Origin of the sequence: Patiriisocius sp., from assembly GCF_051252435.1 — a bacterium.
Classification (GTDB): domain Bacteria; phylum Bacteroidota; class Bacteroidia; order Flavobacteriales; family Flavobacteriaceae; genus Patiriisocius.
Map to the genome: position 1 here is coordinate 778,526 of NZ_JBPOFW010000001.1, position 15,193 is coordinate 793,718.

At 36.0% G+C, this 15,193-nt stretch carries 15 protein-coding genes; 2 read left to right on the forward strand and 13 right to left on the reverse strand.

Translation table 11 applies throughout. The features are described 5' to 3' along the window. Window positions 1–13: 13 nt before the first annotated feature. The 9 genes from atpA to ACSHW7_RS03550 all read right to left on the reverse strand — a co-directional run bounded on the left by atpA (window position 14) and on the right by ACSHW7_RS03550 (window position 8,252). On the reverse strand, window positions 14–1,594 hold the full coding sequence (gene atpA, locus ACSHW7_RS03510) for a F0F1 ATP synthase subunit alpha (protein WP_435677928.1): 1,581 nt from the start codon (window positions 1,592–1,594) through the stop codon (window positions 14–16). A 180-nt stretch (window positions 1,595–1,774) separates the two neighbouring features. Next, window positions 1,775–2,314 (reverse strand): ATP synthase F1 subunit delta, encoded by a 540-nt coding sequence (atpH, locus tag ACSHW7_RS03515; protein WP_435677929.1) that lies wholly within the window; start codon window positions 2,312–2,314, stop codon window positions 1,775–1,777. A gap of 45 nt (window positions 2,315–2,359) precedes the next feature. Then, window positions 2,360–2,860, reverse strand: coding sequence for a F0F1 ATP synthase subunit B (locus ACSHW7_RS03520; protein ID WP_435677930.1), 501 nt, complete (start codon window positions 2,858–2,860; stop codon window positions 2,360–2,362). A gap of 162 nt (window positions 2,861–3,022) precedes the next feature. After that, window positions 3,023–3,235 carry an ATP synthase F0 subunit C gene (atpE, locus tag ACSHW7_RS03525; protein WP_121906582.1) on the reverse strand — a complete coding sequence of 71 codons (213 nt, stop codon included), beginning with the start codon at window positions 3,233–3,235 and terminating at the stop codon, window positions 3,023–3,025. Between the two features lie 88 nt (window positions 3,236–3,323). Next, window positions 3,324–4,466, reverse strand: a complete 1,143-nt coding sequence (gene atpB / locus ACSHW7_RS03530; RefSeq protein ID WP_435677931.1) for a F0F1 ATP synthase subunit A — start codon at window positions 4,464–4,466, stop codon at window positions 3,324–3,326. 67 nt (window positions 4,467–4,533) lie between these two features. Then, a complete protein-coding gene (locus ACSHW7_RS03535; protein ID WP_435677932.1) occupies window positions 4,534–4,848 on the reverse strand; it encodes a DUF6168 family protein in 315 nt (104 codons plus the stop codon). 121 nt (window positions 4,849–4,969) lie between these two features. Further along, window positions 4,970–5,185, reverse strand: a complete 216-nt coding sequence (locus tag ACSHW7_RS03540) for an AtpZ/AtpI family protein (RefSeq protein WP_435677933.1) — start codon at window positions 5,183–5,185, stop codon at window positions 4,970–4,972. Window positions 5,186–5,187: 2 nt separating this feature from the next. Then, window positions 5,188–5,655: a bactofilin family protein gene (locus tag ACSHW7_RS03545; RefSeq protein ID WP_435677934.1), complete on the reverse strand. Its 468-nt coding sequence runs from the start codon at window positions 5,653–5,655 to the stop codon at window positions 5,188–5,190. Window positions 5,656–5,687: 32 nt separating this feature from the next. Then, window positions 5,688–8,252: a tetratricopeptide repeat protein gene (locus tag ACSHW7_RS03550; protein WP_435677935.1), complete on the reverse strand. Its 2,565-nt coding sequence runs from the start codon at window positions 8,250–8,252 to the stop codon at window positions 5,688–5,690. A 182-nt stretch (window positions 8,253–8,434) separates the two neighbouring features. On the opposite strand from ACSHW7_RS03550, the gene ACSHW7_RS03555 reads away from it, so the two are divergent. Continuing rightward, window positions 8,435–9,484, forward strand: a complete 1,050-nt coding sequence (locus ACSHW7_RS03555; RefSeq protein ID WP_435677936.1) for a 2Fe-2S iron-sulfur cluster-binding protein — start codon at window positions 8,435–8,437, stop codon at window positions 9,482–9,484. A gap of 233 nt (window positions 9,485–9,717) precedes the next feature. Here ACSHW7_RS03555 and ACSHW7_RS03560 read toward each other — a convergent pair whose 3' ends face one another. The 4 genes from ACSHW7_RS03560 to recA all read right to left on the reverse strand — a co-directional run bounded on the left by ACSHW7_RS03560 (window position 9,718) and on the right by recA (window position 13,432). Then, window positions 9,718–9,849: a hypothetical protein gene (locus tag ACSHW7_RS03560; RefSeq protein WP_435677937.1), complete on the reverse strand. Its 132-nt coding sequence runs from the start codon at window positions 9,847–9,849 to the stop codon at window positions 9,718–9,720. Between the two features lie 123 nt (window positions 9,850–9,972). Next, on the reverse strand, window positions 9,973–11,550 hold the full coding sequence (locus ACSHW7_RS03565; RefSeq protein ID WP_435677938.1) for an outer membrane beta-barrel protein: 1,578 nt from the start codon (window positions 11,548–11,550) through the stop codon (window positions 9,973–9,975). A gap of 54 nt (window positions 11,551–11,604) precedes the next feature. Further along, window positions 11,605–12,138 carry an RNA polymerase sigma factor gene (locus ACSHW7_RS03570; protein WP_435678260.1) on the reverse strand — a complete coding sequence of 178 codons (534 nt, stop codon included), beginning with the start codon at window positions 12,136–12,138 and terminating at the stop codon, window positions 11,605–11,607. Between the two features lie 277 nt (window positions 12,139–12,415). Then, window positions 12,416–13,432 carry a recombinase RecA gene (gene recA, locus ACSHW7_RS03575; RefSeq protein ID WP_435677939.1) on the reverse strand — a complete coding sequence of 339 codons (1,017 nt, stop codon included), beginning with the start codon at window positions 13,430–13,432 and terminating at the stop codon, window positions 12,416–12,418. A gap of 327 nt (window positions 13,433–13,759) precedes the next feature. Between recA and ACSHW7_RS03580 the strand changes: the two genes are divergently transcribed. Then, window positions 13,760–14,791 (forward strand): rhodanese-related sulfurtransferase, encoded by a 1,032-nt coding sequence (locus ACSHW7_RS03580; protein ID WP_435677940.1) that lies wholly within the window; start codon window positions 13,760–13,762, stop codon window positions 14,789–14,791. Window positions 14,792–15,193 lie beyond the last annotated feature (402 nt).

Consider the following 15,193-nt stretch of genomic DNA (forward strand, 5'->3'; position numbering starts at 1 on the left):
GTGGGAATTGGAATTACTTTTTGTATTTCGCAGACAAATCAGCAGCTACAGTAGTCAATGTGTCGATTACTTCGTCTGTTAATTTTCCTGCTTTCAATGTATCTAATGTACTTCTGTGTTTCGTGTTCAAGAACTCTAAATAATCTCTTTCAAATTCTTTTACCTTATCAATAGGTACGTTACGCAACAAGTTTTTAGAACCTGCATAGATAATTGCAATTTGATCTTCAACCGTAAAAGGTGTGTTTTCGTTTTGCTTTAATATTTCTACGTTACGTTTTCCTTTTTCAATTACATTCAATGTAGCTGCATCAAGGTCAGAACCAAACTTTGCAAACGCTTCTAATTCACGGAAGGCAGCTTGATCCAGTTTTAAAGTACCTGATACTTTTTTCATCGATTTAATCTGAGCATTACCACCTACACGAGATACCGAAATACCTACATTAATCGCTGGACGTACCCCAGAGTTAAACAAATCACCATCAAGGAAAATCTGTCCATCTGTAATAGAGATCACGTTTGTAGGAATATATGCCGAAACGTCACCTGCCTGTGTTTCAATAATAGGAAGTGCTGTTAATGAACCACCACCTTTTACAATAGGCTTTAAAACTTCTGGAAGGTCATTCATGTTTGCTGCAATAGCATCATCATTAATTACCTTTGCCGCACGCTCTAACAATCTTGAGTGTAAGAAAAATACATCCCCAGGATATGCCTCACGTCCTGGTGGGCGACGTAACAATAACGAAATCTCACGGTATGCTACGGCTTGCTTTGATAAATCATCATAGATAATTAATGCAGGACGACCCGTGTCTCTAAAATATTCACCAATTGCTGCGCCAGCAAAAGGAGCATATACTTGCATCGATGCAGGATCACTCGCGTTTGCCGCAACGATAGTAGTATAGGCTAATGCACCTGCTTCTTCAAGTACTTTAGCAATGTTTGCTACCGTAGATGCTTTCTGTCCAATGGCAACATATATACAATATACTGGTTCCCCAGCATCATAAAATTCTTTTTGGTTCAAAATGGTGTCAATACAAACCGTTGACTTCCCTGTTTGACGGTCACCAATAACAAGCTCACGTTGTCCTCTACCAACAGGAATCATCGCATCAATAGACTTAATACCTGTTTGTAATGGCTCCGTTACTGGCTCTCTATAAATTACACCCGGTGCTTTACGCTCTAGTGGCAATTCATACGTTTTACCTTCAATAGAACCTTTACCATCGATAGGCTCACCAAGTGTGTTTACAACTCGTCCAACAATACCTTCACCTACTTGAAGCGAAGCAATACGTTGTGTACGTTTTACAGTAGCACCTTCGATAATTCCTTTTGAAGGACCTAACAATACAACCCCTACGTTATCTTCCTCTAGGTTCAATACGATTCCTTCCATACCGTCCTCAAACGCTACCAATTCTCCGTACTGTGCGTTAGCAAGCCCGTAAACACGTGCAATACCATCACCTACATTTAATACAGTTCCTACCTCATCAAGTGAAGCTGTTGCTTCAAAACCGGTAAGTTGTTGTTTTAAGATTGCTGAAACTTCAGCTGGTTTAACTTCTGCCATTTTTATTTAGATTTGAGATTCTAGATTTGAGCTTTCATACTCCATTTAAAATCAATCAGTTAATTGTACTTGTTATTTCGTTTTTGCCGAAATATAAAAACCCGACACCTTTATTATTTTAAAATGCACTATAATGTTTTTTCAAAATATCAAGTTGATACTTGATACATTTCCGAAGCATTATAGAGACTTTGTAAACTCTCTTTTTAAATTTCCAAGTTGGTTTGCGATGCTTGCGTTGTATTGCAAATCTCCAACACGAAGGATAAACCCTCCTATGATACTCTCGTCAATTTTATTATCGATAGTCACTTGGTCACTACCCGTCATTTCTTTTACTTTGGCAAGTACTTTTGCTTCCAACTCTGGAGTTAAAGCTACTGCTGTAGTAACCTGTGCTACTTTAACACCTTGCGCATCATTATAAAGATTAATGTAACTTGAAGCTACACCACTCAATAAATTAATACGTTTGTTTGCTGTAAGAATTTGGATTAATCCTTTAGTAACTTCGCTATTACCTTCAAAGATTTTAATCAATGCTTCTTGTTTATCTTCTCCTTTAATAATAGGACTTGCTAAAACATTTCGTAATTCTTTACTTCCAGCAATGGTGTCTTGAACAGATTTCATATCGCCAAAAACAACGCTACCTAAACTGGCTTCGTTGGCTTGATCCAAAACTGCTTTTGCATATCGTATGGCTGCTCTGTTGCTCATATTTATCGTCCAAACAATTCTGTCTGGATAACTGTTTAATTAAACTTAGTTTAAAGTTGCGTCGTTCAACATAGTGTCAACAAGTGCTATTTGCTTTTCCTTGTTTGACAACTCACTTTTCACAACTTTTTCAGCAATCTCAATTGAAAGGTTTGCTACCTGTGCTTTGATATCTGCCACAGCTGCTTTCTTTTCGGCTTCAATTGTTGCTTGTGCATTTGCTATTGTTTTGTTAGCAGCTTCCTGTGCTTCTTCTTTAGCATCAGCAATCATTTTAGCTTTTATCTCTCTTGCATCCTTCATCATTGACTCACGCTCAGCTCTTGCTTCCTGCAATAACTTTTGGTTATCAGCTTGAAGATTTTGCATTTCAAGTTTTGCTTTTTCTGCACTATCCAATGCGTCTTTAATTCCTTGCTCACGCTCGTTCACAGCACCTAAAATAGGTTTCCATGCAAATTTGCGAAGCAATAAAAGCAATAAAATAAATACTACTGCTTGCCAAAAGAAAAGGCCTACTGAAAATTCGTTTATTAATTTTTCCATATTCACTTCCCACATTGGTGGGAATCTTTTTGGTTATACTATATGTTTACGTTTCTAAATATTAGAAACTTCTTTGAAATTTCCGAAGAAATAAGTATGCTAAATTTTAATAGAAACACAGCTCTGCAACCAACCGTTACAGCGCTGTGTTATCTTTTTTGATTACCCTGCGAAAATCGCGGCGAAACCAATACCTTCAATAAGCGCCGCTGCAATAAGCATTGCTGTTTGAATCTTTCCGTAAGCTTCTGGCTGACGTGCGATAGCTTCCATAGCTTTCCCACCAATCATACCGATACCAATACCGGCACCGATTACTGCCAATCCTGCTCCTATAATAGAAGGGATTACTGTTCCACCTGCTTGTACAATCATTGGAATTGTCATAATATATATAATTAAAAATTAAACATTCAAAATTTGCAAAGTCCTTTATATAGTGTGGACCTTAAAACACTTACTATTATAAATGTGCAATCTCTCCTTCGTGTTCTTCAGCGTGGTCGTGCGTCTCACTCGCAAAACCGAAGTAAAGCGCAGCTAACATTGTAAAAATGTATGCCTGTAATAATGCTACTAAAATTTCAATCAAAGAAATGGCGAATGCCAATCCAAAAGAAAGTGTTCCACCTATCCAATTTTGGAAAATATAAATCAAACCAATTAAACTCCCTAATACTACGTGTCCCGCGGTCATGTTTGCGTACAAACGAATTAAAAGGGCAAATGGCTTAATGAACAATCCTAGAATTTCGATAGGAACAAGTATGATATAAATAAATATCTTTCCTGCCCATGGCATTCCATCACCTAGTGGGTCAAAAATATGTTTCCAGTAATCTTTAGTTCCTGTAAATGTTGTAATTAAGAAAACAATTAATGCCAATGCTGTTGTAATAGCTATATTTCCAGTTACATTAACCCCCAATGGAGTTAAGCCAAACATATTTAAAAACCAGATGAAAAAGAATACGGTCAATAAGAATGGCATGTATTTTTTGTATTTTTTTTCGCCAATGTTTGCGATAGCGATATCATCCCTAATGTACAATACAATTGGTTCGAAAAATCGACCAACGCCTTTTGCAATTCCGCCATTTTTAGCGTAGCTAGATGCAAGTCCTTTAAATAGTAAAATCATTAAAATTGATGTCAACAACATCATGAAAACACCTTTTGTAATAGAAAGGTCTAAAGGTTTTGCATTTGTCGCGTGACCATCTTCATCATAATTAAGCGTTCCTGTAGCATCCGTCTTATAGATTTTTGCATGGTCAATTTTGTAATAATTACCATCAACCTCAGCAACAGTTTCTCCGTGATGAAATTTAGATGAAGAAAAAACTTTCAAGCCACCGTCCCAAAGAATGATAGGTAACGGGAATCCTACGTGATGTACTTCACCTGAGTCGTCCGTGTAAGAATATAATCCAAAATCATGCGAATCAAGCAAGTGATGCGCTACATAATCCTTCACTTCTTGTTTTCTTTCGGCTTTTGTGTCACCCCCTTGAGCTGCAACTTTTGAAGCCTCTTTAGCAAATCCTGAAATAGATGTTGCCATTAATAAAACCGTAAGTAATCTAACCACTATTTTTTTCTGCATTTCTAGACAAATTAAAGGTGTCCTTAAAATCGGTGCAAAAATACAGTTAATCCCTAAAAACAAAAAACTATTTTATTTCTTTTTTTTCTTCGGAAATCGGCTTCGAATAGTCCTGATTATTAAGCTGTTTGGAAAGATAGAATACTTCAAGGATGAGGCATGTGGCATACGGCACAAAAAAAGCTGCAAACTCAATACGTTGCATGATACCATCTTCTTGATAATACGGATAAAACTCAACAAAGAAAACAATGAATTTGAGACCGCTTATCGCAAGGAAAATAAAGGCTGTGTTTGAGGATTCTTTTTTAATATTGAGTTTCACAATCAACAACAGCAAAGCAGCCAACACATAATTGATTAAATATGAAGTTATAATCATATTACCAAATAGCGCTTTATTAAATGTGAAAAGCAACCCTATATGTATACCAAATACAACTATTAAAATTGCTAAAAGAAATAATAAAAATTTACCCCCAGAAAAACTCATTCGCGTCGATTCAAGAATTTAATCGATTTGTCTGTCTCACTACAAGCACTAAAGAAATAGCAACTCCTGCAAGTGTACATATAATGGTAAACATCTTTCCATCACTGTAAGTGGCGTCCAGCCATTTACCCAATTGTACAAAAAGATAGATGATGACGCCCATTTGTATGGCTATAGCACTCAAGATAGCCCATCGCCTCACACTGTTGTTCTTTTTGTCAGCCATTATTAGTTGAGCTGTTCAGCTCCCGTCTTTTTTGATCTATTAGAACGATCAAAAGGACTTTCTTTTTTGGTATTTGAGTTTACCGCAGCCCCATTTAGATGATCATTTCCCATTGAACAGGTTGCATTAAATGTTGCTCCGGGTTCTACAGCAAGTTTTCCGACCACAACATCGCCTTCAATGTTTGCCGAAGAGCGCAATGTTAAAAGATTGGTCACTGTCAACGTACCATTAAATGTACCTTCAATATCTGCCTGCTCACAAGTCAATGTGCCAGTGATAATTCCATTTTTTCCTAAAACAACCTTGGATGGTGTTTTTACATTTCCGTTTATGGTACCATCAATTCTAAAAAATCCAGTAGATTCTATATCACCCGTAATGGAAGTTCCTTCGTTGATTCTGTTTTGATTTGCTCCAGGTTCTCCGGAAACGTTACTGGGTTTTCTATTCTTTTTGTCTGATAACATAATACTACAGGTTTTGGGGAGTTTCCTACGTTTTATTTTATCCCAGGGTTTAAATAATCTGTGAGGTTTTTATGAATTTGTACAATCTTATAATTTTCCGAAGAAATGCCGAAAGAATTTCTTGTTATTTTATGTGCCGAAGCTTCTTTTGCAGGATTTGCAAGTTTATCGCCAAATCCTTCAGCACCTAGTTTAGAATCCAAACCATGAACTACAACAAACTCTTTTCCGGGTGTGTAATAATCTACAGATGTATATAATTTAATGTCGTAACCATAAAACTTTATGGCTTCATCAAGTTTCTTTCTGAAATCAGATATGCTTGATGTCTCATTCGCTTCAAATTCATAAATCAACTTGAACTTTGTACTTTCTTCAGCAGGAATGAAAGCTGCATTTTCTATTTGAGGCAAGGTTTTGCTGTAAATAAGCTGTGCTTGTTTTCCTTCTTCGGAATTGGGGTAAGTCAAAGAAACAAAATTTAATGCCTTTTTATAAGCTTCAAAACCTTGCTGTCTTCCTAAAGCCGTCGCTTTCAGTAATTCTAATTTTGGAACAATATCATCTCCATTATATAAGGTAATGTATTCGTCCGCTTTTTTTATTACTTCGGCATATTTACTTGCTTCAAATTCTTTGTAGAGCGCATTATATTTAAATTCTGGGCTAGACTCATCGGTTGCCAACTGGGTATTTGGGTTTCTTAAAATTTCCGCGTAGCGAGAATCCGAATGATTTGTCAAAATATCATTCTTGTATTTTGATGCGTTTGACTCGTCTTCTAATTCTACGTAAATTTTATAGAGATTGTATTTTGAAGGCAAGACCAATCGCTCCTCTGGATTGTAGGTGAGTAGTTTTTCAAGCCTATTTGCAGCTAGATCATACTCCTTAAATTTTTCCTTATATATCAATCCTAATTGATAATAAGCAAAGTCACGGTCTTTTGTCAAGCTATCTAGCAACTTAGGGTCTGAAGGTATTGTTTCAATATATGTTTGTGGGTCAAAAAAGGCAGATTCTGAAACAGCCACTCCAACATCTTCTATCTCATCATTACTTGAAATTCCAGAATTTTGGCGTGCGCTTCTTCTCCAGTTATCTTCATTTGTTCTGTCTCCCCAATTTTTTTCAAATTCAATTTTTCCATAAGCGACAGTCGAAGGATTGTAAAAATAAAATTTTTCCCCACCAGCGCTTGGGCCAGAAGTTACAGCACCTCCTTTAAAAAATTCGTTATTTGTTATGCCTCCTCTTTTTGCTTGTTTAGAGGCAGCGACAGAATCAGCGATTGCTTGGGCTCTCAATCCGTCAGTATATTCCGTAAAATAAGCAAGACGTTCTGCTTCACTCATATTTGATAGTCTTAAAATACTATCGTTCATTGTAGCGATATCTTCGTATTTTATTACATCGTCAAGGTTTTCTCTTTTTTTGGTGATTCTTCTCCATCTTCTTGAATTTACTTCAAGATTGGTCAAGGTGCTATCGTAGTAGGCACCAGCTGTTTTATATTCCGCATCATCAAAGTTCATTTCAGCAAGCGTTTGATAGTTGAAGGATTGCAAGGTCAAATCATTATTAAATGCTCTAATGGACTTATTGTAATAAGCCACAGCCGTGCTGTCACTATCATTTTTACGGTGATAATCGCCTATCATGTTATAAACTTTGTCTAAAAACGGACGATTTTCTCTATCCTCTTCAAGGTCTGTCAACAAAGCTAAAAACTCTTCTTTATTACCTTTATCGTAATCAAAATTATTTGCCTTTGCTATGTGGGCATTTATCATATAAACCCTTGCCGTTTTACGATTTAAATCAATAACCTCATCATACGCCATATTTGCGCTATCAGGCATTTTCAGTCTATCGTAGAGCTGCCCTTTTATAAAGTTGAAACGACCTTTAAGTTCGTTATCCTCCACAGTTTCCGAAGCTATTTTCATATACGGTAATGCCTGTGGCAATGAGTCTAAATTAATGTAAGCCTGTGCAATTTGAGCATGCGCATCTGCTAGAACGGCATCCTCTTTAATTTCAGATTCCTCAAGCATTTCCTTAAGATTTTCAATGGCGTAGTCTTCATTCTTTAAACGAATGTTTGTTTTAGCCTTCCACACTTTCGCATTGTTAATGTTATTACTCGTTGCATATTTATCGAGTATAAAATTGAATGCATCCAGCGCAGGGATAAAGCGGTTGTCATAATAACGCGCCTTTCCGAGCAACATATAGGCTTCATCAATTTGAGGATTATATTCCTGCCCATTGATAAACATAGAGTGCTTTTGAATTGCTTTTACAGCTTTTTCTTCGGCTTTATTGAAATTGGGATCCTTCCCATTTTTGTCCAATTGAACTTCATCAACAACTTCAATGCGTTCAACGGTTAAAATTTCATAATAATCATCTTTGTAGCCCAATGAAAGACCTTCTTTTCCAGCATCAAAGGCGTTGTTACCGTTAAACAACGTATTGTACTCCGTAGAGACAGCGTGAAGATTACGATTTAAAAATGTGTTTTTCTTTCGGGAACAAGCCGTTACCGCTAGAATTACAACAAGAATGAGGGTAGTGTATTTTATGCGCTTCAAAATATTTTAATTTGTATGTTATACTAACTAAAAATTGGTGCTTTTAGTATGTAAATCAACGTCAAGGGCGTAAAAATACGTTTCTTTTTGTGATCTATTTAAAGATTGACTTAAAAAATAGGCTTTTGTGACACGCTTTAAAACACATTGTTGTTTATTTTTGCGTAAAAATAACTCCTACTATGAGCGACTTTCATACGCTAACTGTTTCTAAAATTGATAAAAACACCCCTAACTCTGTCATCATTTCATTTGCCGTGCCCGGAAATTTAATGCGTGATTTTGCCTTTAAAGCTGGTCAATACCTTACGATAAAGCATAGTTTTAATGGAGAAGAAGTGCGCCGCGCGTATTCAATTTGCAGTGCACCTCACGACAGAGTATTACAGGTAGGTGTCAAGAAAGTTGAGGACGGGTTATTTTCTGTGTACGCGAATGAAACTTTAAAAGAAGGAGATACACTCGAGGTAATGCCACCTCAAGGAAAATTTATAGTAATCCCAGAAAAAAATACTGCTAAAAATTACGCGGCATTTGCAGCCGGTAGTGGGATTACTCCAATTATTTCTATCATAGAGTCTGTAATGGAAGATGAGCCGGACAGTAAGTTTTTATTGGTCTACGGAAACCAAACTAAAGAAAATGCAATGTTCTACGATGCTATTATGAAGCTAAAGCAGAACAATCCACAGCGCTTTTTCCCAAATTTTATTTACAGCCGAAGCAGAGAAGAAGATTCAAGATTTGGTCGTATTGATCGCTCTATCGTCAATTATTATTTAAAAAATGAATTTGAATATACCAGGTTCGACGCTTTTTACCTTTGCGGTCCAGAACCTATGATTGATGAAGTTTCATCCACTTTAAAAGAAAACGGAATTAACGAAAAGGCAATCCATTTTGAGCTTTTTAAAACTTCAGAAGAAGGAATGCTCGTTGAAAGTCATGATGGTTTTACTCAAGTTTCAATCATTATTGATGATGAAACCACCACATTCCAAATGTCCCAAGAAAAATCTGTGCTTGATGTTGCATTAGAGAAAAAACTGGATGCTCCTTTTTCTTGCCAAGGCGGAATTTGTAGCACCTGTATCGCAAGAGTCACAGAAGGCAAAGCCGAAATGCGAAAAAACCAAATACTCACGGACGGCGAAATCGCCGAAGGACTTATCCTTACCTGTCAAGCACATCCCACCACAGCAACATTGACTGTTGATTATGATGATGTTTAAATTTTGAATACACCAAAGAAATAACTAGAATTAAGTTAGAGTAAATTTTGGTTGTTTGCGCATTAATTATTGGGTTAATAATACTTTATAGAGAAATTATCGCAATGGAATAATTTTGGCAAACAAAATAGGTCTATTAAATCGCAAAGTATAAAAATAATTAGCGGAGCAATTGTTTTTGTTCTAAATGATATTGTGGAAATATATAGCTACTTTAATTAAAACTTTATTTTTCACAAAACCCCCAACACTTTCTCCACAACGAGCGAAACAGGAATGGTATCCATTGCTTTTTCATAGCCTTTTGGGTAGTTGTTCCCATAAATTGAAGTCGGAATTAATGGAAACTGATCTCGGTCTGCCACTATTTGATTGGGCTTATTTAAAATAAAACTATAAAATTAAAAAAGCCATCTCATGGCGACGAGATGGCTTTTCAATCATTTTGTTTGGTTTCCCAAACACCAATTAAAATATAACCTACTTACTTAAAATTTAAAACTTAATCCAGTATAAACCCCAATATAGTAGGGTCTAAAGTTAACAGAGCTATCTGTGTATGGATTAAGTTGGTACTTAAACATAGGTTCAACATTAAACTTAAACTTACTCGACAATTTGTAATCAAACCCTAGTCCAACATTAGTAGAGAAGCTTACATTAGATAAATTGTTGGCCTCGCCCAACGTTTCATTAAAATCTCCCGCAGTAACACTCACTTTGTTGTTTCCTAAGAAGAGTGTACTCAAACCGCCTATAACATTTACACCCAATTTGGTATTGAAAAGTGCATATTTTAATTCTAGTGGAACTTCGTAATATGAAATGTTTTGATTTAAAAATGCCTCACCATTTGTTGATTTTGGGCTTATGTCACCAAAGCTACCATCATTTGATGCTGCAAAAGTTCCCGTATCTTGAGGGATTAAAACGCTCTGGGAATTATCATAATCAACACTTCTTAAAGCTGCTGAAATAGGTCCATTTCCTAATTCAATACCACCAGTACTGTAACTCAAATCAACATTACTCACCCCAGTGCGAATGCTCAATCTGTCACTTACAGTGTAACTTACACCCACTCCGTAACTAAAATTAACATCGCCATTCTGAGAATTATCAGCAAAGGAAGCATCTATAGAAGATCCTTGACTCAATGAATTATAATAAACCGGTGCAAAATTGGGAGCAACTTCCCAGCGATTTTTAATGGCTTCTTTTTGAGCTATGGCTTCTGAATTTATCTTATTTTGTTCGTCAATAGCATCAAAAATTGATTTTTTTGTAGCGTCATTATCTATTTTCTTTTCTTCGGAAATCGTTTCTTGTGCAATTCCTGTTTCAGAAATAATACTTTCATTATCCTTTTTAATAGCTGAATCAAGACTTTTATTAATTAATTGGTTTTTGTCCTTTTCAACCGAAGTATTTATCGCAACACCTTCTTTAATCAGGCTGGGATTTTGAATGTCTTTTTTATTTGCTGAATTCTTTTGATCTTGAACAGCGACAGCATTGTTTGTTTTGTTGCTATCTACAATTGATGTTTTATTTTGGGTCTTTTCTGAATTTTTATTTTTCTGAACTGCTACGCTTGTATTATTGAAATTTTGAGACTTTTTAGGATTATTAGTCACAACTTCATTTTGTGTTGAAGACGTAGTTTCGCTGTTTGAAATTTCGGAAGAACCTTTTATTTTTTTTAAATTTTCCTCGTTATTGTTTTCAACAATTTCTTGCGTGTTTTTGTTTTCAAGAATTTGTTTGTCGGTGTCTATTAAAGGAGAATGATTGTTTTCTTGTTTAATCGTTTCGGTGTTGTTCGAATCGCCATTTACAATAGTATTATTATTGTTAATGTCCCAAACTGAATTTCCTATAGTAAACATCAAAGCCAAAAGAGCAGCCACACCGGCAACTTTCCACCAAAGCGGAATCACCTTGCGGTCTTTTTTCTTCTCCTGTAACTGCGCTTGGATATTCTCCCAAACGTGCGGAAGAGGAGTCGCCTCAAATTGCTCGAAACGCTCTTTAAAAAGTTGGTCTATGTTTTTCTTTTCTTTCATTTTAATTACCCACGAAGGTGAGTATCTAGTTCCGCGCAGGCGGATATCTTTATTCTATTCTTCAATATTTCTATATTCAATGACTTTCGCTTTTAAAATTCCTCTGGCTCTTGCTAGATTTGACTTAGACGTACCATCGCTAATACCTAACAAATTTCCTATTTCTTTATGCGAAAAGCCGTCCATGACATACATGGTAAAGACCAATCGATATTGATCTGGCAATTCTTGAATTATTCTCAGTAAAAAATCTAGCGGCAATCCTTCATCAATCACATCATCATCTGCCGTATCTTCAATTTGTCCTTCATCTTTAATATCAAACACTTTTTGTTTTCTATATTTCTGAAGTACTGTGTTTACTGTAATTCTCTTTATCCAACCTTCAAAAGAACCTTTGTCTTTAAACTGTTCTACCTTATCATAAATAGTCATGAACGCATCTTGCAGATTGTCTTCTGCCTCGGTGCTGTTTGGAGAATATCGTAGACAGATTGAAAAAAGCACATTGCTGTAACGCTTGTACAATTCTCCCTGGGCCTTGATATCTTTATCTTTGCAGCCTTGTATGAGTTCGTCTAAAGTCAAATGCAGCACCTAGGTTAGTTAGATTTTTAGCAACTTACAGTAAAAATAAGCAACAACCGTAATAACTTTTGGTTTCTACTGTTAGTAGATGCCTGATTGTTAATTGGGTTGCGTGGTTGACTTAAATTTCTGTAATCAGTATCCAAAGTTATAAAGTTAATTTACAACTAGTGGAGGTTTTGAGGAGAATTAGTAGCGAATATATGCAAAAGAAAAATCTCAAATTCCAAAATATAATTGGTATTTGAGATTTAATTTTTTTAAGATTATTAAGTATTTAAGCTTCTGAAAGCGCTTTGATACTTTCCTTGATTTTACCTTCAAGTTCTTCCATTAATTCTGGGTTGTCCAATAGCAATGCTTTTACGGCATCTCTCCCTTGTCCCAACTTTGTGTCGTCATAGCTAAACCAAGAACCTGCTTTTTTTACGATTTCAAATTCAACTCCTAAATCTACAATCTCACCTACTTTTGAAATCCCTTTACCATACATAATGTCAAACTCAGCCATTTTAAAAGGTGGCGCCACTTTATTTTTTACCACTTTAACACGGGTTTTATTACCCATTACGTCGCTATTGCTATTTTTAATTTGAGTAGAACGACGAATGTCTAATCGTACCGAAGCATAAAATTTTAAGGCATTACCACCCGTAGTAGTTTCTGGATTTCCAAACATCACACCAATTTTTTCACGTAACTGGTTAATGAAAATCACAGTACAATTGGTTTTGCTTATGGACCCCGTAAGCTTTCGAAGCGCTTGCGACATCAATCTTGCGTGCAATCCCATTTTACTGTCTCCCATTTCTCCTTCAATTTCACTTTTAGGCGTCAAGGCGGCAACGGAGTCAATCACGATAATATCAATCGCTCCAGAACGAATTAAATTATCAGCAATCTCAAGTGCCTGCTCCCCATTGTCTGGTTGCGAAATGATGAGGTTTTCAATATCTACTCCCAAACTTTCTGCATAGTAGCGATCAAAAGCGTGCTCCGCATCTATAAATGCTGCAATTCCACCTTTCTTTTGAGCTTCAGCAATGGCGTGAATGGTCAATGTCGTTTTACCGGAAGATTCTGGCCCATAGATTTCAATAACCCTTCCTCTTGGATATCCTCCTACACCTAATGCAACATCAAGCCCTAAAGAACCGGTAGGGATTGTATCAACTTCTACTACCGTTTTGTCACCCATTTTCATAACAGTCCCTTTTCCGTAGGTTTTGTCAAGTTTGTCAAGGGTTAATTGTAGGGCTTTTAATTTTGCTGTTTTCTCTTTATCGTCTGCCATGAGAGCTTATTTTTATATTTTATGGTTTTTTGGAATTAATCCAAAAGTTGCATCCTATTATAAAGTTTAATGGAATTTTTCCATTAAATAAGAATGTAAAGATAAATAAATTTGGAATATTTCCAAACATCTTTTAATTTCTTTAAAGTTTTAGAATATAAATTGGGAAGGGGTTTTAAAGGTACAATTATTTATTAAACAATAATGATTATGGTCGTTCCTTAAAATTTCCGAAGTAAATTGAATTATCCAGTGCATTACAAAAGAAAGCACTCATTTTTTATACCTTTGCACCTCAATAATCTTTTAACCTTAAAAACGTATAGCATGCAACTGTACAATACCTTAAGTGCAAAAGAGCGCGCGGCTTTGCTCGAAGAAGCCGGGGAAGACCGTTTGACGCTCTCATTTTATCAATATGCCAAAATTGGCAACCCAGAACTTTTTAGAAATCATCTCTTTATAAAATGGGACGAGTTGAACGTCCTAGGGCGTATCTACGTCGCTCACGAAGGCATCAACGCCCAACTTTCTGTGCCTGCTAAGAACTTCGGAAATTTTAAAGAATTTCTTGACGGAATTTACTTTTTAGAAAACGTAAGACTCAATATTGCCATTGAGCACGACCTAAAATCATTTTTAAAACTTAAGGTTAAGGTCCGAAATAAAATAGTCGCAGATGGTCTCAATGATGAAACTTTTGATGTGCGAAACAAAGGAGTCCACGTAGCTGCCGAAAAATTTAACGAACTCATCGAAGACCCAAACACAGTGCTCGTTGACATGCGCAATCATTACGAAAGCGAAATTGGTCATTTTAAAAATGCCATAACGCCAGATGTTGATACGTTTAGAGATTCGCTGGACATTATCGAAGAACAACTTAAAGACCACAAAGAAGATAAAAAATTAGTGATGTACTGCACGGGCGGAATCCGTTGCGAAAAGGCAAGTGCTTATTACAAACACAAAGGGTTTAAAAATGTCTTCCAACTCGAAGGAGGTATTATTGAATACACCAGAGAAGTAAATGAAAAAGGTTTAGAAAATAAATTTATTGGTAAAAACTTTGTTTTTGACCATCGCCGTGGTGAGCGCATTACAGATGATGTTATTGCAAATTGCCACCAATGTGGAAATCCTTGTGACAATCACGTAAATTGTGAAAACGAAGCCTGCCATTTATTATTTATTCAGTGCGAGGAGTGCGCCAAACAAATGGATAATTGTTGCTCTACAGAATGTCAAGAAATAATAAAATTGCCAGTTGATGAACAAAAAGCATTACGAGCCGGAAGTCACAACAGCAACAAAATTTTCAAAAAGGGAAGAAGCGAAAAGTTGAAGTTCGGTAAATAAGTTAAAAAATGTAAGATCGCTGCGCTCCAAGAAGCAAGACTTGACAAATAACGATAATTTATTTCATCAATATGTACACAGAATTGAGAAGTCCCTACCTAGGAGGGATTTAGGGAGGATACTAAAAAAGTCCTGTTTCATGTTTCCCTGTGGTCTTGTGTCATTTCAGTTTAAATAAAAAAGGTTAATTTAAAAAGCATTCCCTCAAAGAGATTTAGGGCGGAAATTTTAATATCTTTACCTATTAAAGTATTGTTTAATTTTTCGAGAGATTATTGACATTTATCAACTAGAAAATGTCAGGTTGAGCACCCATTTAAAGGCATGGGCACGGCAGTCGAAACCAATGATGGAATAACGAAGTTTGAATTCGGGCACTGCACAATCTTTTTAATCTCCTTT